Source organism: Parafrankia sp. BMG5.11, from assembly GCF_004337455.1.
The window spans coordinates 74,397-93,924 of sequence record NZ_SJXI01000001.1 but is presented as its reverse complement, the minus strand read 5'-3'; the positions used below and the strand labels follow the sequence as shown (position 1 = coordinate 93,924).

At 67.7% G+C, this 19,528-nt stretch carries 24 protein-coding genes; 9 read left to right on the top strand and 15 right to left on the bottom strand.

The features are described 5' to 3' along the window. Nucleotides 1–14: 14 nt before the first annotated feature. Genes E0504_RS00515 through E0504_RS00480 form a run of 8 tightly spaced genes read right to left on the bottom strand, consistent with a single transcriptional unit; the run spans nt 15 to nt 5,865 of the window. Nucleotides 15–1,202, bottom strand: coding sequence for an aminotransferase class V-fold PLP-dependent enzyme (locus E0504_RS00515; RefSeq protein WP_131620881.1), 1,188 nt, complete (start codon nt 1,200–1,202; stop codon nt 15–17). Beyond that, nucleotides 1,199–1,954, bottom strand: a complete 756-nt coding sequence (locus E0504_RS00510) for a SufD family Fe-S cluster assembly protein (protein WP_131620879.1) — start codon at nt 1,952–1,954, stop codon at nt 1,199–1,201. Before E0504_RS00510 ends, E0504_RS00515 begins: the two co-directional genes overlap by 4 nt. Further along, complete coding sequence (locus E0504_RS00505) at nt 1,951–2,355, bottom strand: hypothetical protein (protein ID WP_131620877.1); 405 nt, start codon at nt 2,353–2,355, stop codon at nt 1,951–1,953. The genes E0504_RS00510 and E0504_RS00505 overlap by 4 nt, the downstream gene beginning before the upstream one ends. Beyond that, on the bottom strand, nt 2,352–3,107 hold the full coding sequence (gene sufC, locus E0504_RS00500; RefSeq protein ID WP_131620875.1) for a Fe-S cluster assembly ATPase SufC: 756 nt from the start codon (nt 3,105–3,107) through the stop codon (nt 2,352–2,354). The genes E0504_RS00505 and sufC overlap by 4 nt, the downstream gene beginning before the upstream one ends. 1 nt (nt 3,108) lies before the next feature. Then, nucleotides 3,109–3,444: a hypothetical protein gene (locus E0504_RS00495; RefSeq protein ID WP_131620873.1), complete on the bottom strand. Its 336-nt coding sequence runs from the start codon at nt 3,442–3,444 to the stop codon at nt 3,109–3,111. Then, nucleotides 3,441–3,992: an endonuclease domain-containing protein gene (locus tag E0504_RS00490; protein WP_131620871.1), complete on the bottom strand. Its 552-nt coding sequence runs from the start codon at nt 3,990–3,992 to the stop codon at nt 3,441–3,443. The genes E0504_RS00495 and E0504_RS00490 overlap by 4 nt, the downstream gene beginning before the upstream one ends. Continuing rightward, nucleotides 3,989–5,461, bottom strand: a complete 1,473-nt coding sequence (gene sufB, locus E0504_RS00485) for a Fe-S cluster assembly protein SufB (protein WP_131620869.1) — start codon at nt 5,459–5,461, stop codon at nt 3,989–3,991. Before sufB ends, E0504_RS00490 begins: the two co-directional genes overlap by 4 nt. Then, the gene (locus tag E0504_RS00480) at nt 5,458–5,865 is read right to left on the bottom strand and encodes an SUF system Fe-S cluster assembly regulator (RefSeq protein WP_131620867.1); all 408 of its coding nucleotides are present in this window, start codon (nt 5,863–5,865) and stop codon (nt 5,458–5,460) included. Before E0504_RS00480 ends, sufB begins: the two co-directional genes overlap by 4 nt. Before the next feature lie 160 nt (nt 5,866–6,025). Between E0504_RS00480 and E0504_RS00475 the strand changes: the two genes are divergently transcribed. The 4 genes from E0504_RS00475 (at nt 6,026) to E0504_RS00460 (ending at nt 11,449) form a co-directional block, all read left to right on the top strand. Beyond that, complete coding sequence (locus E0504_RS00475; RefSeq protein ID WP_207912040.1) at nt 6,026–6,586, top strand: hemerythrin domain-containing protein; 561 nt, start codon at nt 6,026–6,028, stop codon at nt 6,584–6,586. Nucleotides 6,587–6,807: 221 nt separating this feature from the next. Further along, nucleotides 6,808–7,833, top strand: a complete 1,026-nt coding sequence (locus tag E0504_RS00470) for a quinone-dependent dihydroorotate dehydrogenase (RefSeq protein ID WP_131620865.1) — start codon at nt 6,808–6,810, stop codon at nt 7,831–7,833. Nucleotides 7,834–7,844: 11 nt separating this feature from the next. Beyond that, nucleotides 7,845–9,551 (top strand): gamma-glutamyltransferase, encoded by a 1,707-nt coding sequence (gene ggt / locus E0504_RS00465; RefSeq protein ID WP_131620863.1) that lies wholly within the window; start codon nt 7,845–7,847, stop codon nt 9,549–9,551. A 77-nt stretch (nt 9,552–9,628) separates the two neighbouring features. Next, nucleotides 9,629–11,449: a long-chain fatty acid--CoA ligase gene (locus tag E0504_RS00460; RefSeq protein ID WP_131620861.1), complete on the top strand. Its 1,821-nt coding sequence runs from the start codon at nt 9,629–9,631 to the stop codon at nt 11,447–11,449. On the opposite strand, the gene E0504_RS00455 is transcribed toward E0504_RS00460, so the two are convergent. Together E0504_RS00455 and E0504_RS00450 are read right to left on the bottom strand one after the other, a co-directional pair. Beyond that, on the bottom strand, nt 11,446–11,952 hold the full coding sequence (locus E0504_RS00455; protein ID WP_131620859.1) for a hypothetical protein: 507 nt from the start codon (nt 11,950–11,952) through the stop codon (nt 11,446–11,448). The two genes, E0504_RS00460 and E0504_RS00455, sit on opposite strands and share 4 nt — an antisense overlap. 38 nt (nt 11,953–11,990) lie before the next feature. Then, nucleotides 11,991–12,518 (bottom strand): hypothetical protein, encoded by a 528-nt coding sequence (locus E0504_RS00450; RefSeq protein ID WP_131620857.1) that lies wholly within the window; start codon nt 12,516–12,518, stop codon nt 11,991–11,993. A gap of 113 nt (nt 12,519–12,631) precedes the next feature. Between E0504_RS00450 and E0504_RS00445 the strand changes: the two genes are divergently transcribed. Beyond that, nucleotides 12,632–13,138, top strand: coding sequence for a YkgJ family cysteine cluster protein (locus E0504_RS00445; RefSeq protein WP_131620855.1), 507 nt, complete (start codon nt 12,632–12,634; stop codon nt 13,136–13,138). A gap of 14 nt (nt 13,139–13,152) precedes the next feature. Here E0504_RS00445 and thiS read toward each other — a convergent pair whose 3' ends face one another. Further along, the gene (thiS, locus tag E0504_RS00440; RefSeq protein ID WP_131620853.1) at nt 13,153–14,148 is read right to left on the bottom strand and encodes a sulfur carrier protein ThiS; all 996 of its coding nucleotides are present in this window, start codon (nt 14,146–14,148) and stop codon (nt 13,153–13,155) included. Continuing rightward, a complete protein-coding gene (locus tag E0504_RS00435) occupies nt 14,120–14,539 on the bottom strand; it encodes a MerC domain-containing protein (RefSeq protein WP_131620851.1) in 420 nt (139 codons plus the stop codon). The genes thiS and E0504_RS00435 overlap by 29 nt, the downstream gene beginning before the upstream one ends. A 99-nt stretch (nt 14,540–14,638) precedes the next feature. Between E0504_RS00435 and E0504_RS00430 the strand changes: the two genes are divergently transcribed. From E0504_RS00430 to rpsI, 3 genes are all read left to right on the top strand, one after another. Continuing rightward, a complete protein-coding gene (locus E0504_RS00430) occupies nt 14,639–15,694 on the top strand; it encodes a COX15/CtaA family protein (RefSeq protein ID WP_131620849.1) in 1,056 nt (351 codons plus the stop codon). 137 nt (nt 15,695–15,831) lie between these two features. Continuing rightward, nucleotides 15,832–16,311 (top strand): 50S ribosomal protein L13, encoded by a 480-nt coding sequence (gene rplM / locus E0504_RS00425; RefSeq protein ID WP_131621572.1) that lies wholly within the window; start codon nt 15,832–15,834, stop codon nt 16,309–16,311. After that, nucleotides 16,311–16,880 carry a 30S ribosomal protein S9 gene (rpsI, locus tag E0504_RS00420; protein WP_131620848.1) on the top strand — a complete coding sequence of 190 codons (570 nt, stop codon included), beginning with the start codon at nt 16,311–16,313 and terminating at the stop codon, nt 16,878–16,880. Before rplM ends, rpsI begins: the two co-directional genes overlap by 1 nt. 82 nt (nt 16,881–16,962) lie before the next feature. Here the strand turns inward: rpsI and E0504_RS00415 are convergent, their stop codons facing one another. From E0504_RS00415 to E0504_RS00405, 3 genes are read right to left on the bottom strand one after another with little or no spacing between them, the layout of a single operon-like run. Then, entirely contained in the window at nt 16,963–17,823 is an 861-nt protein-coding gene (locus E0504_RS00415; RefSeq protein ID WP_131620846.1) for a metallophosphoesterase, read from the bottom strand. Next, entirely contained in the window at nt 17,813–18,664 is an 852-nt protein-coding gene (locus E0504_RS00410; protein WP_131620844.1) for a diacylglycerol kinase family protein, read from the bottom strand. Before E0504_RS00410 ends, E0504_RS00415 begins: the two co-directional genes overlap by 11 nt. Before the next feature lie 43 nt (nt 18,665–18,707). Next, entirely contained in the window at nt 18,708–18,974 is a 267-nt protein-coding gene (locus tag E0504_RS00405; protein WP_131620842.1) for a hypothetical protein, read from the bottom strand. Between the two features lie 213 nt (nt 18,975–19,187). Here E0504_RS00405 and E0504_RS00400 point away from each other — a divergent pair, with 213 nt between their 5' ends. Beyond that, nucleotides 19,188–19,490 carry a UrcA family protein gene (locus E0504_RS00400; RefSeq protein ID WP_165938358.1) on the top strand — a complete coding sequence of 101 codons (303 nt, stop codon included), beginning with the start codon at nt 19,188–19,190 and terminating at the stop codon, nt 19,488–19,490. Nucleotides 19,491–19,528 lie beyond the last annotated feature (38 nt).

Below are 19,528 nucleotides of genomic sequence, written 5' to 3'. Positions count from 1 at the left end.
GCGAAGATCCTGAGTCATGCGAAAATGCGCCGGGCCCGCTCGATCCCTCGAACCAGGGCAGCGACATCGGCCTGGTCACTGTAAAGCCCGAAGCTTGCCCGGGCCGTGGCGGGCACGCCGAGCGTATCCATCAACGGCTGCGCGCAGTGGTGCCCGGCGCGGATAGCGACGTTTTCCTCATCCAATATTGTGCCGAGATCGTGCGGATGCACCCCTTGAAGCGCGAAACTGACGATGCCGGCGCTGTCTTCGGGCCCGAACAGGGTGACGTCGCTCATGGGCGCGAGCGCACCGCGCAAGGCCGCCACCAGGTCCGCTTCGTGCCGTACAATCGATGCAACCTCGATCGAATCGACATAATCGCACGCCGCGGCGAATCCGATCGCCTCGACGATCGCCGGTGTTCCGGCTTCGAACCGCTGCGGCGGGAGGGCATAGGTGGTGCGTTCGAACGTGACCCGGTCGATCATCGACCCGCCGCCCTGCCACGGCGGCAGCGCATCGAGCAGTTCGGCCCGACCCCACAGTGCGCCGATCCCGGTCGGGCCATAAAGCTTGTGCGCCGAGAACGCGTAGAAGTCGCAGTCGAGTGCGGCGACATCGACCGGCATCCGCGGCACCGCCTGGCACCCGTCGAGCAGCAGCTTCGCGCCGACCGAGTGCGCGAGGTCGGCCGCGCGCCGCGCATCGAGAACGCTGCCGAGCACGTTGGAGACATGCGCCAGCGCGACCATCGTGTGATCGGGGGTGAGCATGGCCTCGACCGCGTCGAGATCGATCCGGCCGTCGGTGGTCAGCGGGCAGACGTCGACCTGCCAACCGGCGAGCTGCCAGGGCACGATGTTGGAGTGATGCTCCAACTGGCTGAGCAGCACCCGGCGCTTGTCGGGATAGCTGTAGGCGACGAGGTTGATCGCCTCGGTCGCGCCGCGGGTGAACACGAGTTCGTCTTCCCGCCCACCGATGAACGCGGCGACCCGGCGCCGGGCCGCTTCGTAGCCCAAGGTCATCTGCGCCGAGCGGGAGTACACGCCGCGGTGGACCGTAGCGTAGTCGGCGCCCAGTGCGCGGCTCATCGCATCGATCACCATTTGCGGCTTCTGCGCGGTGGCGGCGGTATCGAGATAGTGCCACGGCTGGCCGTCCGCGCCAACGAGACCGGGGAACTCCGCCTTGCGGCTGATGGCGCTCATCACGTTCATCGCGCGTCTCCTCCCGAAGCCGCGAGCGCGTCCAATGCCGCATCGAGCAGCGCGTCGGATTCGGCCCGCGCCACGAAGGCGTCGGCGACGAACGCCTGCACCAGCAGCTTGCGCGCCAGTTCGGGCGGCAGCCCGCGCGCAGCCATGTAATAGGCCGCTGCCTGGTCGAGCTGTCCGATCGCGGCGCCGTGGGCGCACTTCACGTCGTCGGCGAAGATCTCCAGCTCGGGCTTGGCATTGGCGCTCGCGCCGCGGGTGAGCAGCAGCGCCTTGAAGCTTTGCGCGGCATCGGTCTTCTGCGCATCGCGGGCGACCATCAGCCGGCCGAGGAAGTTGCCGGTGGCGGCGTCCCAGTGCACGGCGCGCACCACCTGGTTGCTGGTGGCGTTGGGATGCGCGTGGTTCACCCGGGTGACGATCTCGCGCACCACGTTGCCGCCGCCGATGGTCACCCCGCCCAGTTCAAAATGCGCGCCTTCGGCCAGCGTCACCTCGACTTCCAGCCGGGTGTAGGCAGACGCCGACAGCACCGCGAACAGCTCGGCCCGCGCGCCCGCGCCGACGTGCAGGCGGACGCGGTGGATGCCGGGATGCGCATCATCCAGGATCAGGTCCTTGCCCCGCACCTCGCCCGGCGCCAGCGTGGTGTCGTGCCAGGCGTCGAGCGCGGCCGGTTCCAGCGCCGCGAGTTCGCCCGCATCGGCATAGCGCCAGTCCTCGTCGCGGGTGGTGGGACGCACGGCGAGCGTCATCCCCGCCCCCGCTTCACCGCCAGTTCGGCGATCCCATGACCGCGGTGTTCGCGCATGCACGGCTGGAGGGTGGCGAGCTTCTCGCCCATCCGGCGCTGCTTGTCGGCTTCGGTGCCCGCGCCGTCGGCAATCGCCTTGAGCGCCGGCAGTTCGGTCTTCACGCAGGCGATCGTCGAGGCGCAGCCGAGCGCGTCGATTTCCTCGTCGCCGCTCGACCGGGTGGTTCGGCACGCGAGCTTGCTGCCAACCACGCCCCAGGTGCCCTGCCACTGTTCCAGCTTGCCGGCGATGATCGGCACTTGCGCCGCGACCTTGGGGTCGATCTCCCGCGGAGTTGGCGCCGGCGCAGCCGCTGCGGTGGCCTGCGCCGCGATCAGCAGGAGGGGTGCGAGCCAGCTCATGCCGCCACCGCCCCGGCCACGCTTTCGTAGCCTTCGCTTTCGAGCTGGTGCGCCAGTTCCGGCCCGCCCGAGGCGACGATCCGCCCCCTGGCGAGCACGTGGACCCGGTCCGGCTTCACGTAATCGAGCAGCCGCTGGTAGTGGGTGATCAGCAGCACGCCCTTGCCGGGCGCGCGCATGATGGCATTGATCCCGTCGCCGACGATCCGCAGCGCATCGATGTCGAGCCCGCTGTCGGTTTCGTCGAGCACAGCGAACGCGGGATCGAGGATGCCCATCTGGACCATCTCGGCGCGCTTCTTCTCGCCGCCCGAAAAGCCGACGTTCACCGGCCGCTTCAGCATGTCCATGTCCATCCGCAGCAGGCCGGCCTTTTCTTCCGCCAGCTTCAGGAACTCGCCGCCGGTCAGCTGCTCTTCCCCGCGCGCGGCGCGCTGGGCATTGAGCGCCTCGCGCAGGAACTGGACGTTGCTGACGCCGGGAATCTCGACCGGGTACTGGAAACCCAGGAACAGGCCGGCGGCGGCGCGTTCGTGCGGTTCGAGGGCAAGCAGGTCCTGGCCCTGGAACGTGACCGATCCGCCGGTCACCTCGTATCCGGGACGTCCGCCCAGCGTATAGGCGAGCGTCGACTTGCCCGCGCCGTTGGGCCCCATGATCGCGTGCACCTCGCCCGCGCCCACTTCGAGGCCAAGGCCCTGCAGGATCGGCTTGTCGGCGACAGTGGCGTGGAGATTGTCGATCTTGAGCATGTCAGGGTGTCAGTCCGGTGAAGTTGGCGACCGCCTGCGCGATCTCGGTGTTCAAGTCGCGGATCGCGCGGGTCTTGGCCGCTTGCGCGTCATTGCCTGAAAGACCGCGCGTGGCAGCGGCGATGCGCAGCGCCTGCACGCGGCCGATCTGGGCGCCGCAGTACGCCCGGGTCTGGATCACCGCGGCTTCAAGCTGAGTCTGCCCGGTGCCCGACGCGCCCGCCAGCAGGCACCCGCGCAAGCGCGATTCGGCAAGCTTGTCGCCCAGCGCGTCCTGCGCGCCGGCGGGTGCGGCAAGACCGAGCGCGAGCGCGGCGATAGCCAGGATCCGGGTCATCGCGGTTTCCGATCGTCGCGGGGTCCGCGTGATGGTGTGCGGGCGGGACGCGACCAGTCCTGATCGGGATTGGCAGCGGCATGCTCGCGCGCACGGGTCCGCTTGTCGTTTATGCGCATCTTCATGCCGGCGGTGATCCGCGCGAGCACGGCGTCCATGTCTTCGAGGATGTCGCTCGCCTTGATCCGCATCACGCGGATGCCGACCGCGTTGAGGCTCTTGTCGCGGCGCTGGGCGATGGCGGGGTCCACCCCCTCCTCGTCGATCGACACCGCCATGCCGAGCATCGGGCAGCCGAAATCGACGATCGCGCTGCCGATCACCGCGTGGCGGGTGAACTTGTATTTGCCGAGGTCGGCCTTGGCGAACCGTTCGGCCAGCGCCTTGTGCGCCGGGGTCGAGTGCCGCCGCATGTCGCGCGCGCGGTCGTGCAGCGCATCGAGCCGCTTGTCGGAAATCTCCCACCCGCGGCCCTTCTTCTTGATGACGGGCGCGGCGTCGGCGGATTCTTCCGGCGAGCGAAGCTGGAGGGTCTTGCGGTCGGTCATCCCACGCTTCCCTCGAGCGAGATCGCCAGCAGCTTCTGCGCCTCGACCGCAAACTCCATCGGCAGCTGTTTCATCACGTCCTTGGCGAAGCCGTTGACGATCAGCGCCACAGCTTCTTCCGTGCCCAGCCCGCGCTGCTGCGCGTAGAACAGCTGGTCGTCGCTGATCTTGCTGGTGGTCGCCTCATGCTCGATCTGCGCGGTGGGATTCTTGACCTCGATGTAGGGCACGGTGTGCGCGCCGCTGAGGCTGCCGAGCAGCAGCGAATCGCACTGGGTGAAGTTGCGCGCGTTCTCCGCATTCGGACCCATGCGGACGAGGCCGCGATAAGTGTTGTTGCTCTTCCCCGCCGAAATGCCCTTGGAGATGATCGTCGAGCGGGTGTTCGCCCCGTTGTGGATCATCTTGGTCCCGGTGTCGGCCTGCTGGTGGTTGTTGGTCACCGCGACCGAGTAGAACTCGCCCACAGAGCTCTCGCCATTGAGCACGCAGCTCGGGTACTTCCACGTCACCGCGCTGCCGGTCTCGACCTGGGTCCAGCTGATCTTGCTGCGCGCGCCCTGGCACAGCCCGCGCTTGGTGACGAAGTTGAAGATCCCGCCCACGCCCTCGGCGTTGCCGGGGTACCAGTTCTGCACGGTCGAATACTTGATCTCGGCATCGTCCATCGCGACCAGCTCGACCACCGCGGCGTGGAGCTGGTTCTCGTCGCGCATCGGCGCGGTGCAGCCTTCGAGATAGCTGACGTAGCTGCCCTTCTCCGCGATGATCAGCGTGCGTTCGAACTGGCCGGTGTTCTCCGCATTGATGCGGAAATAGGTGGACAGCTCCATCGGGCAGCGCACGCCTTCGGGGATGTAAACGAACGTCCCGTCTGAAAAGACCGCGCTGTTCAAGGTGGCGAAGTAGTTGTCGCGCTGCGGCACCACCTTGCCGAGCCACTTCCTGACCTGATCGGGATATTCGCGGATCGCCTCGCTGATCGAGCGGAAGATGACCCCGGCGCGCTCCAGTTCGGCGCGGAAGCTGGTCGCCACGCTGACGCTGTCGAACACCGCGTCGACCGCGACCTTGCGCACGCCCGCGAGCACTTCCTGCTCCCCGATCGGGATGCCGAGCTTGTCGTAGACCGCCTTAATCTCGGGATCGAGCTCGTCGAGCGATTCCAGTTCCGGCTTCTTCTTCGGCGCGGCGTAGTAATACGCGTCCTGGTAGTCGATCGGCGGGTAGCCGAGCTTGGCCCAGTCGGGCTCCGCCATCGTCTGCCACAACCGGAACGCCTTCAGCCGCCAGTCGAGCATCCATTCCGGCTCGTCCTTCTTGGCGGAGATATAACGGACGGTATCTTCGGACAGGCCCTTGGGCGCGAATTCGGTCTCGATGTCGGCGGACCAGCCGTGCTCGTAGTCCGCCGCGCGGGCGGCGGCGTCGTGCGCGGCCTGATCCTGGAGAAGCACGTTGTCGCTCATGCCGCCGGCTCCCGGCTCAGTTGGACGAGGCTGACGCTGGCGAGCGCGCCGCGCAGCGCCTGGTTGACCACCGGCCAATGGGGCCGCACCGCGCAGGTCTGGTCGATCGCGCACTCGCCGCCGTCGCTGCAGGCGCTCAATGCGATCGGCCCCTCGACCGCCTCGACGATGTCGGCCAGCGTGATCGCCGCTGCCGGACGCGCGAGTTGTAGCCCGCCGCCCGCTCCGCGCACCGAGCGCAGCAGGCCCGCCGCGCTCAGCCGGCTGACCAGCTTGGCGACGGTCGGCGCGGGCAGCCCGGTCTCGGCGGCGAGTTCGGCCGCGCTGGTGCGCCCGCCGCCGCAATGGCGCGCCGCGGCGCCCATCGTAACGACGGCGTAATCGGCAAGATTGGACAGGCGCATGAAGCGGCGAAAACCTCTAATCGGACGGGATTGCTCCGATTACCTAGGCCTGCCGGCCAAGTCTTTCAACACACGTCGCTTTCTTGCGAGTCGTTCGCAGTGAATCATCGGAACGGTGCGTGGAAGGTGGCGTTGGCCAAGTACATTCAGGAGACTCACGATGGCCGATCTCGACCGCGACGCAAATCCGCTGATGATGCTGCTGGCAGGCGGCGCCGGGCTGATGCTGGGCCTGCTCGCCAACCCCGCGCGCAAGCTGGCGGTGCAGGCGCCGACCATGCTCAAGGGCGAATGGGACGAGGCGCTCGCCGCCGAGCATAAGGCGACGCTGGCGGTGTTCGACTTGCTGGAGAAAACGTCCAGCGACGACACCGCGCGCCGGTCATTCCACCTGATGCAGATCAAGCACATCATCGGCAAGCATGCCTTCCAGGAAGAGAACGTGGTGTATGCGACGATGCGCCAGCGCGGCCTGCTGGAGCAGGCGCAGCACCTCAACGAGGATCACGGCGTCGTGAAGCAGCTGCTGTTCGACCTGACGATGATGCCCAAGGACGACGCCCGCTGGCTGGAGACCGCCCGCACGCTGCGCGGCAACCTCGAAACGCACATGGCGGAGGAAGAAAACGACCATTTCCCCAAGCTGCGCGCGGCCCTCAGCGCGCAGGAGAACGCGGAGCTTGCCAAGGCGATGAACAAGGAAGGCCTCAAGCTCGCGTAACGAGTCCGGCGCCGCACGAAAAAGCGGCCCCGGCTGGTGCCGGAGCCGCCTTGAAGTCAAGGAACTCGTCGCTCGCAAGCTTCGAGCCCTTCGGGTCGCACCCGCTGCCTAGCCGATTCCCCATCGGCGGGATTGTATAAAAGCGACAGCCGCCGCGCCCGCTGGTCCGGACGATTGCCGGGCGCTCGACAGCCCATGCCGCCCGCGCCATAGCCTCCGGCGTGTTCTATCGCCTCGCCGCCCCCGCGCTGTTCGCGCTCGAGCCCGAAACCGCCCACCGGCTGACGATCGCGGCGCTGCGGCTGGCCCCGGACCGCGCGCCGCCGGCTGACGGCCCGCTGGGGTCGGAGATCGCGGGCGTACGGTTCCCCAACCCGGTCGGCCTGGCGGCGGGTTTCGACAAGAACGCCGAGGTGCCCGACGCGATGCTGGGCCTGGGTTTCGGGTTTGTCGAGGTGGGTTCGGTCACTCCATTCCCGCAGCCCGGCAATCCCCGCCCCCGCCTGTTCCGGCTGACGCAGGACCGCGGGGTCATCAACCGGATGGGTTTCAACAACGCCGGGGCGCAGGCGGCGGTGGCGCGGCTCGCCCGGCGCCGCCGGGTGGGGGTGGTCGGCGCCAACGTAGGCGCGAACAAGGATACGCCCGACCGCATCGCGGACTACGTGGCCGGCATCCGCACGTTCGCGCCGCTGGCCGATTACCTGACCATCAACATCAGCTCCCCCAACACGCCGGGTCTGCGCGACCTGCAAGCGGAAGGGGAACTGGCCGCGCTCCTCTCCGCCATTGCGGGCGAGCGGCGCGCGGGCGATCCGCCGGTGTTCCTGAAGGTCGCGCCCGATCTGACAGGCGGCGATCACGAACGGATCGTCCGCGCCGCGCTGGACCACGGCATCGCCGCGCTGATCGTCGCCAATACCACGGTGTCCCGGCCCACCCTGTCGTCGCGTGACGCCGGCGAGACCGGCGGGCTGTCGGGCGCTCCGCTGCACGACCTGGCGCTGGCGCAGATGCGCCGCTTCCGCGCCATCGCGGGCGCCGAGCTGCCGCTGATCGGCGTCGGCGGAATCGCCAGCGCGGAGCAGGCCTGGCAGCGCATTCGCGCCGGGGCCAGCCTGGTGCAGCTTTACAGCGCGCTGGTGTACGAAGGTCCCGGCCTCGCCCGCCGCATGACCCGGGGTCTGGAACACCTGATGCGCCGCGACGGGTTCGCTTCGATTGCGGAGGCGGTCGGGACGGAGTAGCGCTGCCAGCCATGCTGCGCCGCTTTATCCCGATGCTCGCCGCGCTGCCGCTGCTCGCGGCCTGCGCCACCCTTCCCGCCCCCCAGGCTGCCGCTCCGCTGGCGCCCGACGTCGGCCTGGTGTCCGCCGCCGATCCGCGCGCGGTCGAAGCCGGCATGGCGATGCTGCGCCAGGGCGGCAGCGCAACCGACGCGGCGATCGCCACGATGCTGGCGCTGACGGTGGTTGAGCCGCAGAGCTCGGGCATCGGCGGCGGCGGATTCTATGTGCACGGCAATGCGGCGGGCGAAGTGGAGACCATCGACGGCCGCGAGAAAGCCCCCGCGGGCGCGACCGGTGACTGGTTCCTTGGCCCCGATGGCAAGCCGCTGCCGTTCGGCCAGGCGCAGGCGAGCGGGCTGTCGGTGGGCGTTCCCGGCAATCTTCGCCTGGCCGAACTGGCGCACCGGGAGCACGGCCGGCTTGGCTGGGCGAAGCTGTTCGCGCCGGCGATCGCGCTGTCGCGCGACGGTTTCCAGATCACCGAGCGCTTCCGCGAAGCACTTGCCTCCGGCCGCGCTACCGGTGCCCGCGATGCCGATGGCCGGGCGCTGTTCTATGGCGCCGACGGACAGCCGCTGGCGGTTGGTACCACCGTGCGCAACCCGGCGCTCGCCGCCACGCTGGAGCGGCTGGCGAAAGCGGGCGCGGACAGCTTCTACCAGGGGCCGGCAGCCGCCGCGCTCGCCGCCGAGGTGGCCGCCGATACCCCGCGCCCGCGCCCGCTGAATGCCGGCGACCTCGCCGCGTACGAGGCGAAGGAGCGCCCGCCGGTGTGCGGCACCTATCGCACGTATCGCATCTGCGGGATGGGCCCGCCTTCGTCCGGCGCCACCACGGTCTATGCGATTCTCAAGCAGCTTGAGCGGTTCGATCTGGCCGCGCTCGGCCCCGACAGTCCGACCTTCTGGCACCTGTTCGCCGAATCGCAGCGGCTCGCCTACGCCGATCGCGAAAAGTTCGCCGCCGACAGCGACTTCATCCTCGTGCCCGTCGCCGGAATGACCGACCCGGCATACCTCGCCGCGCGCGGCGCGCTGATCGCGCCCGATCGCACGATGCCGACGCCCACCGCGGGTCCGGTGCCCGGCGCGCTGGCCCTGGCCGATGGCGACGAGCCCGAAGAGAACGGCACCTCGCACTTCGTTGCTCTGGACCGGTGGGGGAACGCGGTCAGCTATACTTCCACGATCGAGAGCGGGTTCGGCTCGGGCCTGGTGTTCGGCGGCTTCTACCTCAACAACGAGCTGACCGATTTCAGCATGACCCCGGCGAAGAACGGCGTGATGGTCGCTAACCGGGTGGAAGGCGGCAAACGGCCACGCAGCTCGATGAGCCCGACGCTGGTGTACGATGCGCAGGGGCGCCTGCTGATCGCGGTTGGCGCGGCGGGGGGCGCGACGATCCCGGTGCAGACCGCCAAGAACCTGATCGCGATGCTCGATTTTGGCATGGAGCCGCAACCGGCGCTGGCGCTGCCGGTGCTGTTCAGCCCCGGCGACACGGTTTATCTGGAACAGGGCACCGCACTCGCCGGCATGGCCGATCAGCTCCATGCGCTGGGGCACACCGTCGCGGTGCGCCCGCCCGGTTTCAAGGCCAACGCCGCCAAGCGGGTGGGCGGCCGCTGGATCGGCGCGGCCGATCCGCGCAGCGAGGGTTCGTGGACAGCGGAGTGAGGCGGCTTGTCGGTCGTGCAGGCCCGGCTTAAGCCGGCAGTTTATCCGGCGGCAGACCGGGATTGGGAGCGAATACCTTGCTGCTGAGCGATATCGATTCGGCCAACAATCTCGTGGAGCTGTTCCTGAAGCGCGCGGACGCGCGTGCGGGGCAGCCGTTCCTGGGCGCCAAGATCGGCGGCGAATGGCGCACGCAGACCTGGGGAGAGGTCGCGGACAAGGTGTGCCTGCTGGCGGAAAGCCTGCGCCGACTGGGCCTGAACGATGGCGACCGCGTGGCGCTGGTGTCGGAGAACCGCCCGGAATGGTGCATCGCCGACCTTGCCATCATGTCCGCCGGCTGCGTCACGGTGCCGGCCTATGTCACCAACACCGAGCGCGATCACCAGCACATCCTGGATAATTCGGGCGCGCGGGCTGTGATCGTCTCGACGCAGAAGCTGTCGGTGCCGCTGATCCCCGCGATGATGCGCAGCGGCATGGCGGAAATCCTCGTCCCGATCGATGGCGTGGTCCAGTATCAGGGCGGGCAGATCGCGTGCCATCCGTGGAGTTCGCTGCTCGAAGGCGACCCGGCCGAGGCCCGCCGCGCGGTGCAGGCGCGCATCGCCTCCATCGGACGCGGCGACACCGCCTGCATCATCTACACCAGCGGCACCGGCGGCGCCCCGCGCGGCGTGCTGCAGCACCACGGCGCGATTCTGTGCAACGTCGCCGGCGCGGGCGAAGTGCTGGAGGTCGATTTCGGCCTCAGCGAGGAGGAACGGTTCCTCTCGTTCCTGCCCCTGAGCCATGCGTACGAGCATACCGGGGGGCAGTACCTGCCGATCGCCGCCGGGGCGCAGATCTATTATGCCGAAGGGCTGGAGAAGCTCGCCAGCAATATCGAGGAGACCAGCCCGACGCTGATGGTGGTCGTCCCGCGACTGTTCGAGGTGCTGCGCGCGCGCATCATGAAAGTGGTCGAGAAGCAGGGCAAGGTGCCAAGCTACCTGATGACCCGCGCGCTGGAGATCGCCGCCCAGCCCAAGCCGCGCTTGCGCGATCGCCCGATCGAACTCGTCATCGACAAGCTGCTGCGCCCCAAGATCCGTGCGCGCTTTGGCGGGCGGATGAAGGCGATGGTTTCGGGCGGCGCCCCGCTCAACCCGGAAGTCGGCACCTTTTTCACCGCGATGGGCCTCACCCTGTTGCAGGGATATGGCCAGACCGAAGCGGGCCCGGTGATCAGCTGCAACCGGCCCCGGGCCGGCATCAAGATGGACACGGTCGGCCCGCCGCTGCGCGGGGTGGAAGTGCGGATCGCCGACGATGGCGAGATCCTGGTGCGCGGGGAACTCGTGATGCACGGGTACTGGCGCAACAAGGCGGAGACCGACAAGGCGCTGCAGCCCGATGCGCAGGACCCCGCGGGCGGCGTCTGGCTGCACACGGGGGACATCGGCCATCTCGACGAAGGCGGGCGGATCGTGATCACCGACCGCAAGAAGGACATGATCGTCAACGACAAGGGCGACAACGTCGCGCCGCAGAAGGTCGAGGGCATGCTGACGCTGCAGCCGGAGATCGCGCAGGCGATGGTCAGCGGCGACAAGCGCCCGTACCTCGTCGGCCTGATCGTGCCCGACGCGGAATGGACGATGGAGTGGGCCAAGGCCAACGGCGAGAAGTTCGATTTCAAGGCGCTGCAGGACCTCCCCGCGTTTCGCAGCGCGGTGCGCGCCGCGGTCGATCGCACGAACAAGGAGCTGTCGGTGATCGAAAAGGTCCGCCAGTTCGCCTTCGCCGACGAGCCGTTCACCACCGATAACGAGGAAATGACCCCCAGCCTCAAGATCCGCCGCCACAAGATCCGCGAACGCTACGGCGCGCGGCTGGATGGGTTGTACAAGGGCTAGGTCGCGGCGCCTTCGCAAAGCTTGTCGATCGCGCCGAGCTGACTTCCCAAGGCTGTTTTCAAGCGATCGAGCTCGCTCAACTTGCGGAGCATGTCGGTGGGAGTAATCCGGTCCGTCCGTTCGCTGCTTCCGCTTTTTTCGTGCAGGGTCCAGTGAAGAGAAACGGCGGTGCCCGTCGGTCTGATCCGGCCATGGCAAAGCCCATTGCGCTCATCCCAAGCCGCGTGGACCGCCTGCAGCGACTTGCGCGCTGGTGCAGCCTTCGAAGCTAGCCTCGGGTGGCTAAGCGCCTTGAGCAGCAGCTTGCAGCGCTGACGCGGCAAGATCGCGTCCGAACCTTTCGGTACGATACTGGCGGCCACGCAGCGTGCCAGCGAGCGATCGATGAAAAACTCGATCTGCGCAAACCGGTCGACCATGGCCCCGCGCCACAACGTGGCAGTGACTAAAATCGGATCATCGCTGCTGAGACCAAATGCGGACTGCGGGATCGGCGCGCTCATCCTATCGATCGTCGCAGCAAAAGGTTAAGCGACTTTTCTCAAGCCGCCTCGCGCTCGATGTATTCCGGGTAGAAGCTCGGCGCGCGGTTGCTCCAGGCGGGGGCGGTCGCGGCGGCTTCGCTCAGCGACTGCAGCAGCATCTTGCGCCGCTCGGGGCGGATTTGCGGCAGCGCGCTCGCGGCGCAGAATGCGCTGGGCAGCCACGGCCGCGCCTCGGCGCCCAGCAGGCGCTCATACAGGAACCGGAACGCGGAAAAGCAGTCGATCCGCTCCTGCCCAAGGTCAAACGCGGCCACACGGGTCAGTTTGCCGATGAAGCTTTCCACCCCCTCGAATGCCGTTTCGCACGGCACCCGGGTGCGCAGCAGCTTCAGATCCTGATAAACGACGTACTGGCTGCGGATGGCGGCGCATTCGTCGGCGCTCCGCGCCCATAGCTTGAAGGCGTCCTGGCGCCCCAGCCCGATGTCGAGACTGCGGCGAATGTAACGCTGTTCGCTCGCGGTGAAGCTGGCGAATTCGCGCATTTCCGAAATGGTCAGCGAAGCGGCATTTGTGACAGCCATGGCTGCAATCCCCCTGTAACGATCGAAGCATCGCCCAAGGTGGTTAATTTCGCGTTAGCCATGCCGCGGCAATTGTCCGTTGCGCTGCCACGCGCCGCCTATACGCTGAGCCGATGAGCGTTGCCGCGAGCCAGAGCGAACACCTGTGCGTTGCTTGCGGCATCTGCTGCTCGGGCACGCTGTTCAACCGGGCGGTGGTGTACGAGGGCGAGGACGAGCGCCTGCTGGCCCTGGGGTTTTCGGTGACGGAGGTCGACGGTGACCGGGTCTTTCCCCTGCGGTGCGTCCAGCTTAGCGGCACGTTGTGCACCGTCTATCCCGACCGGCCGCTCGCCTGCCGCACTTACCGCTGCGCCACGTTGCGCGCGTTCGAGGCGCTGGAAATCGATCGCCCCGAAGCGGATCGCCGGGTGGTTACAACGAAGGCGGCGATCGCCGATCTGCACGTCACGCTGGGCGACGAGTCGATCGCCGAGCTGAAGCAGCAGCTGACCGCCGGCACACCGGTCGCGCCCGAACTCAAGCTGCAACTGGGCATCGTCGAGCTGCTGTTGGGCCGCTATTTCAAATTGCCCGACGATCACCCGGATTCGGGCGTGACCGACTTGGCCAGGGCGTAGCCGGCGAACGCGGGTCAGATCAGTCCGGCGAGCGGGCTGGACGGATCAGCGTACTTCCGGGTCGCCATCCGGCCGGCAAGATAGGCCTCGCGCCCGCCTTCGACCGCCAGCTTCATCGCCCGCGCCATGCGCAAGGGGTCCTTCGCCTCGGCGATCGCGGTGTTCATCAGCACCCCGGTGCAGCCCAGTTCCATCGCCACGGCAGCGTCGCTGGCGGTGCCGACGCCCGCATCCACGAGCACCGGCACGCTGGCACCTTCGACGATCAGCCGGATCGTGACCCGGTTCTGGATGCCCAGCCCCGATCCGATCGGCGCGCCCAGCGGCATGACCGCCACGGCGCCTGCATCCTCCAGCTGTTTCGCCGCGATGGGATCGTCGGTGCAATAGACCATCGGCAGGAAGCCCTCGCGGCTGAGCACTTCGGTCGCCTTCAGCGTTTCGCGCATGTCGGGGTAGAGCGTGCGCGCCTCGCCCAGCACCTCCAGCTTGACAAGATCCCAGCCGCCCGCCTCGCGCGCCAGGCGGAGCGTGCGGATCGCCTCGTCGGCGGTGAAGCATCCCGCGGTGTTGGGCAGGTAGGTGATCTTTTTCGGATCGATGAAGTCCGTCAGCATCGGCGCGTTCGGATCGCTGACGTTGACCCGCCGCACCGCCACCGTGACGATTTCCGCCCCGCTGGCTTCCAGCGCGGCTGCGTTCTGGGCGAAGTCCTTGTACTTCCCGGTGCCGACGATCAGTCGGGAGGTGAAACGGCGGCCGGCGACTTCCCAGCCGTCCGACCCCGCTCCCGCGTGATGGTCGCCCCCGCCGACAAAGTGGACGATCTCCAGCACGTCGCCATCGGCCAGGGCCAGTTCGGCAAGCCGCGAGCGCGGGGCGATCTCGCCATTGCGCTCGACGGCGACCTTTTCGGGCGCCAGGCCCAGTTCGCAGACGAGATCGGCGATGGTGGCGGCGGCGGTGCGGCGGCTTTCGCCGTTAACGGTCAGGGTCAGCGGTGCAGGCATGCTCACCAGATAGCGAGCAGCGGCACGCGCGCAAGTTGAGGATGTGCCCCAGCGACACCAGGCCGACGCCGATGATCGTCAGCAGCGCCTCTTCCGCGCCATGCGGCACCGCCAGCGCGCCGCCCATGAACGACAGGCCGGTCATCGCGGTCACGAACGGCACCGCCCGCCGGTGACGCAGCGCGCCGATTCCGATCGCGACCGCGGCGATGATCATCGCCAGCGCCAGCCCGATTTCGTGGATCAGCGGATTGCCCAGCAGTTCTCCCCCGATGCCGAGTGTCGACACCAGCACCACCGTCGCCAGGCAGTGCACGGCGCACAGCGCGGAGAGGGTAATCCCGGCGCGGTCGATGGAGGTCCGAATCGAGGAGATGAAAGCGTTGGCCATGGTCTGCGCCGGCTATCTATGTAACGCTGTATCGTTACGCAAGCGCCGCGCGGTCATGGGCCTTGCGATTCGCGTCCGTCCGCCGCACATGCGCGGTCAATGGACGCTACCGCTCCCGCTCCCGCCTTCTCTCTCCCATCCGCTCACCACGCGCCGCGGGCGATCGCGCGCTGGCTTCTGTTCGTGGCGGCGCTGGTCACCGCGATGGTCGTGGTCGGCGGGATCACCCGCCTTACCGAATCGGGCCTGTCGATCACCGAATGGAAGCCGGTCACCGGCACGCTGCCGCCGCTGAGCGAAGCGCAGTGGCAGGCCGAGTTCGCCGCGTATCAGCAGATCGGCGAGTATCGCCAGGTCACCGGCCCAGCGGGGATGACCCTGGCGGACTACAAGTTCATCTACTTCTGGGAATGGTTCCACCGCCTGCTCGGCCGGGTGATCGGGCTTGCGTTCGCGCTGCCGCTGGCGTGGTTCTGGCTGCGGCGGCAAATCCCGGCGGGCTACAAGCCGCGGCTGGTCGCCTTGCTGGCGCTCGGCGGGCTGCAGGGGGCGTTCGGCTGGTTCATGGTGCGGTCCGGCATCAACGAGACCGCGACCGACGTCAGCCATTTCTGGCTGTCGATCCACCTGCTGACTGCGCTGTTCACGCTGGCCGGCCTGGTATGGACCGCGCTCGACCTGCTGGCGCACGAGCGCAACCCGACTGCAAGGCGGGCGCGCCTGACGGGACTTGGCTGGCTGGTCACCGTGGTGCTGTTCATCCAGCTGCTGCTGGGCGCCTGGGTGGCAGGGCTCGACGCCGGGCTCGCGTCGGACACCTGGCCGCTGATGCAGGGCCGGGTCGTGCCCGAATACGATGGCAGCCGCGGCCTGGGCTGGGCGGCGGCGCACGACCCCTTCCTGATCCATTTCCTGCACCGGTGGTGGGCCTGGGCGGCGGTTGCCGTGCTGATCGTGCTGGCGCGCAAGGTGCGCCCGATCGAGCGGCGCGCGTCGATCGCGATCCACTCCACGTTCGGCACGCAGATCATCCTCGGCATCGCCACCGTCCTGACGGGCGTGGCGCTGTGGCTCGCCGTGCTGCACCAGTTCGTCGGGGCGCTGGTGGTGATCGCGACCGCGTGGGGAGCGCACATTATCGGCCGGCGAGACTGACCGGCAAACCCTCGCGGTATCATTTTACCACCTCGGAAACCCGCGCTTTTGCTTGACTTCCGCAGGCCCGATCGTCAGAGGGCGCGTCTTCGCACGGGTATTCCGTGCGCACCAATTGCATTATTCAAGGACCAGCCATGAAGGCTCTCAGCAAGGTCACCCGGTCGGTCAAGCCGGCCGAGGTCGACAAGAAATGGCACGTGATCGATGCCGACGGCCTCGTCGTCGGCCGGCTCGCCTCGATCGTTGCCAACATCCTCCGCGGCAAGCACAAGCCGATCTACACCCCCCACGTCGATTGCGGCGACCACGTGATCGTGATCAACGCCGACAAGGTGCGGTTCACCGGCAACAAGCTGACCGACAAAAAGTACTACAAGCACACCGGCTACATCGGCGGCATCAAGGAAACGACCCCGGCCAAGGTGCTGGAAGGCCGCTTTCCCGAGCGAGTGCTGGAAAAGGCGGTTGAGCGCATGGTCCCCCGCGGTCCGCTCGGTCGCCAGCAGATGAAGGCGCTGCACCTCTATGCCGGCACCGAACATCCGCACGCCGGCAACCAGCCCGAGACGCTCGACGTCGCTTCGATGAACCGCAAGAACAAGGTCACCGCGTAATGGCCCCGGAAGACACTGGCGCAGATACTGGCGCGACGAACACCGTGTCGGATCTGGCCGACCTCAAGAATCTGGCGAACACCGGCGAAGGCGCAGCAGCTAGCGACACGCAGGACGAGGCGCCTGCCGTCTTCACGCCTGTCGTCAGCAATGCTCCGCTGCGTGAGCAGGAACTCGACAAGCAGGGCCGTGCCTATGCCACCGGCCGCCGCAAGGATGCGGTTGCCCGCGTCTGGCTCAAGCCCGGCAGCGGCAAGATCGTGGTCAATGGCCGTGATCAGGAAGTGTACTTCGCCCGCCCGACGCTGCGCCTCGTGATCAACCAGGTGTTCGGTCTGACCGAGCGCACCGGCCAGTACGATGTCATCGCCACCGTCAAGGGCGGCGGACTGTCCGGCCAGGCCGGCGCGGTCAAGCACGGCATCGCCCAGGCGCTGTCGAAGTACGAGCCGACCCTGCGCGCCACGGTCAAGGCCGCCGGCTTCCTGACCCGCGATCCGCGCGTGGTCGAGCGCAAGAAGTACGGCCGCGCCAAGGCGCGCCGCAGCTTCCAGTTCTCGAAGCGCTAGAACCCACACCAGCTTTCCGCGACGGCGGATTGGAAGGGCGGCTCCGCAAGGGGTCGCCCTTTTCCTTTGCGGCGCCGGCTTTTTAGTGGACCGGCGGGTCGGTCCGGGGAACCGCGCCCACGGGAGCAACCGGCTCGTCCGCCTCGCGCGGCGGCATCGCATCTTCCGGCACCGCATCGATCTTCATCGACTCGGTCGGCACGTCCTGCAGGTTGCGCGCCTCCACGCACAGGCGGCCGTCAGGCTCGAAGCGCAATTCGTTGAAGCTTTGCGGGGTCGAACGAATACGCTGCGACAGCGTGCCGGCGCCGATCATCCGCACCGGCCCGTTCACGGTATCCTGCTGCATGTCGAACGGGTCGTGGACATGGCCCGACAGGACCGCAGTGATGTTGCGCTTGGCCAGTTCGGCCAGCGCGCGGGTTCCGCCGTGAGTAAGCGCGGTTCCGCGCGTGCCCACCTCGACCAGCGGGTGATGAACCGTCACCAGCACCTTCTTGCCCGCCGGCAGCGCGTCGATCGCGGCGAGGCACTTCGCCAGCGCGGCGTCACTGACCCAGCCTTTCGACCAGTCGAGGCGGGGCTGCGCGCGCATCGTCGTCTTCAGCGAAACGATGGCGATGTCGGGCAACTGCAACTCCCGCTCGACCACCGACTCCATGCCGCGGATCTTCTTGTATGGATTGAAGAACCGCTCGATCAGATTGAAATACGGCAGGTCGTGATTGCCGACCTCCACCGTCACCGGCGTCGGCAACGCCGTGATCCAGTTCTGCGCGGCAGCGAATTCGTGGCTGCGTGCGCGCATCGTCAAGTCGCCGGTGATGAGCACCGCGGCAGGCTTGCGGGTGGCCACCTCGTGCGCGACCCAGTCCAGCGCGCGGTTATGCTCGAGCCCGAAATGAATGTCGGACAGGTGGAACAGGAGGGTGCTATCGCTCATCCGCCGGCCCCAGCAGATCGCAATCGAGCGTGTCGAGCGAAAAGGTCAGTTGGCTGCCGCCTTCGCTGCGTTCGCCGTCCACCATCAGCGGCACGGGTGCCCCGTCCAGCGATCGGCATGAGACCCGCGGCGCCAGGCCTAGCTCGTCATGCGGGCCTTCGCGGAAGTCGCGCTTGAGGATGGCAATGCCCTGCTGGAGGTAGTCGCCCAGCCCTTCGGCCGCGTATCCTTCGATCTCGATACCCTGCGCCGTGGGGCAGAGCCGCAGCCCGGCGTAGCCATCCTCTCGCCCCGACGGGGGTTCGGCCAGCGCCACCATCGGGCCAACCGTGCTGGTCGCCGCCGCGTCCCATCCCTTCGCGATGACTTCCGTGAGATTGGCCTCACGCATTTCTTCGCGGACATCGGCCCACTTCGCGCCCGGACCGGCAAGCAATTCGGACAGCGCCAGCACGCCCTCGCCGCGGATGCAGGTCCGCCGGCGCGTGGTAAGTCCGCCGCTGCCCAGGAGATCGACGATCTCCAGCGGGTCGCGCTCGCCAAATATCTGACGGGCAAGCAGGTTGAAGGTACCACCCGGCAACGGCAGCACCGCGCCGCCGAACCCTTCCAGCTTGCCGATGGTCCGGCTGAGGGTCCCGTCACCGCCATGAATGACGATCAGCGAAAGACCGGCGGTATTCGCTGCGTCAGCGTCGGGCGTGTCATCCTTGCAATCGATGACCCGCGCGGGCGGGCGTCCTGCCGCTGTCAGCCCTTCGACAAGGGCCTCCAAACGCGCTTCGTCATGACTGCCGCTGGCGCCGTTGTAGATCAGCCAGGTATCGCCCGTCCCTATCATGGTGAGGTAAGCGCGCGGACGCCAGGACGTTCCCCGACGTCCGCTACACCCGACCGGTCAGGATCAGCCACGCACCGATCGCATTGAGCCCGGTATAGGCCGCATAGGCCCAGCCCAGCCACAGCCAGCCTTGCGCCGCCAGTAGTAGCGCGGCCAGCAACAGCAGGAACTCGGTGATCAGCGTCACCTTGCCGCCCAGTAGATGCACGTACCACGCCGAGTGACCGAGCAGACGGTGCCCGCTGTCCAGCACCGCGCGATGCAACGCGAAGTTGCCGACCCCCAGCAGGAAGATGATCACAAGCGTCATCGCATCATGTCATGTGGGCGCCGTTGGTCGGTTCGCAAGCGCGCTTGATCCGGCGAAATGCGACAGTCATCCGCCGCCGCTGTCCCAATCGAAGCGCCGATGGCGGTCGTCGACCTGTTGGTGATCGTGCGACCGGGTCCCCCTATTTCGATGATCAGGCGGTTGCCCGAGTCCCCATTGGGGCAACCGCCGCCACAGAAAGGGAGATTGAAAATGCGCAAGAATCTGATCGGCCTGGCGGCCGCATCGCTCGCCATCGCTACCCCGGCCATGGCCAAGGATTTCGTGGTTCAGCACGACGACCTCAACCTGGCGACGGCCAAGGGCCAGAAAATGTTGGATCGGCGGATCGATGCCGCGGCGCGCGATTATTGCGGCATGAACCAGGTCCAGGTCGGCACGCGCATCCGCTCGGCTGGCAAGACCGTCTGCTACAACGACGCGCGCAATGCGGCCCGCGAACAGATGGCTTCGCTGGTGGCACAGCAGACCCGGCAGACCCAGCTGGGCGGCTGACGCCAACCTACCGACCGACAGCAACGATGCGGCGCGGT

Coding starts and splice junctions, on each gene's coding strand:
- E0504_RS00400 (WP_165938358.1), top strand. CDS start 19,188: ATGCGCAAGAATCTGATCGGCCTGGCGGCCGCATCGCTCGCCATCGCT.
- sufB (WP_131620869.1), bottom strand. CDS start 5,461: ATGAGCGACAACGTGCTTCTCCAGGATCAGGCCGCGCACGACGCCGCC.
- rpsI (WP_131620848.1), top strand. CDS start 16,311: ATGGCCCCGGAAGACACTGGCGCAGATACTGGCGCGACGAACACCGTG.
- E0504_RS00415 (WP_131620846.1), bottom strand. CDS start 17,823: ATGAGCGATAGCACCCTCCTGTTCCACCTGTCCGACATTCATTTCGGG.
- thiS (WP_131620853.1), bottom strand. CDS start 14,148: ATGCCTGCACCGCTGACCCTGACCGTTAACGGCGAAAGCCGCCGCACC.
- E0504_RS00495 (WP_131620873.1), bottom strand. CDS start 3,444: ATGACCCGGATCCTGGCTATCGCCGCGCTCGCGCTCGGTCTTGCCGCA.
- sufC (WP_131620875.1), bottom strand. CDS start 3,107: ATGCTCAAGATCGACAATCTCCACGCCACTGTCGCCGACAAGCCGATC.
- E0504_RS00505 (WP_131620877.1), bottom strand. CDS start 2,355: ATGAGCTGGCTCGCACCCCTCCTGCTGATCGCGGCGCAGGCCACCGCA.
- E0504_RS00435 (WP_131620851.1), bottom strand. CDS start 14,539: ATGGCCAACGCTTTCATCTCCTCGATTCGGACCTCCATCGACCGCGCC.
- E0504_RS00480 (WP_131620867.1), bottom strand. CDS start 5,865: ATGCGCCTGTCCAATCTTGCCGATTACGCCGTCGTTACGATGGGCGCC.
- E0504_RS00510 (WP_131620879.1), bottom strand. CDS start 1,954: ATGACGCTCGCCGTGCGTCCCACCACCCGCGACGAGGACTGGCGCTAT.
- rplM (WP_131621572.1), top strand. CDS start 15,832: ATGAAGGCTCTCAGCAAGGTCACCCGGTCGGTCAAGCCGGCCGAGGTC.
- E0504_RS00490 (WP_131620871.1), bottom strand. CDS start 3,992: ATGACCGACCGCAAGACCCTCCAGCTTCGCTCGCCGGAAGAATCCGCC.
- E0504_RS00445 (WP_131620855.1), top strand. CDS start 12,632: ATGAGCGTTGCCGCGAGCCAGAGCGAACACCTGTGCGTTGCTTGCGGC.
- ggt (WP_131620863.1), top strand. CDS start 7,845: ATGCTGCGCCGCTTTATCCCGATGCTCGCCGCGCTGCCGCTGCTCGCG.
- E0504_RS00515 (WP_131620881.1), bottom strand. CDS start 1,202: ATGAACGTGATGAGCGCCATCAGCCGCAAGGCGGAGTTCCCCGGTCTC.
- E0504_RS00450 (WP_131620857.1), bottom strand. CDS start 12,518: ATGGCTGTCACAAATGCCGCTTCGCTGACCATTTCGGAAATGCGCGAA.
- E0504_RS00475 (WP_207912040.1), top strand. CDS start 6,026: ATGGCCGATCTCGACCGCGACGCAAATCCGCTGATGATGCTGCTGGCA.
- E0504_RS00430 (WP_131620849.1), top strand. CDS start 14,639: ATGGACGCTACCGCTCCCGCTCCCGCCTTCTCTCTCCCATCCGCTCAC.
- E0504_RS00410 (WP_131620844.1), bottom strand. CDS start 18,664: ATGATAGGGACGGGCGATACCTGGCTGATCTACAACGGCGCCAGCGGC.
- E0504_RS00455 (WP_131620859.1), bottom strand. CDS start 11,952: ATGAGCGCGCCGATCCCGCAGTCCGCATTTGGTCTCAGCAGCGATGAT.
- E0504_RS00405 (WP_131620842.1), bottom strand. CDS start 18,974: ATGACGCTTGTGATCATCTTCCTGCTGGGGGTCGGCAACTTCGCGTTG.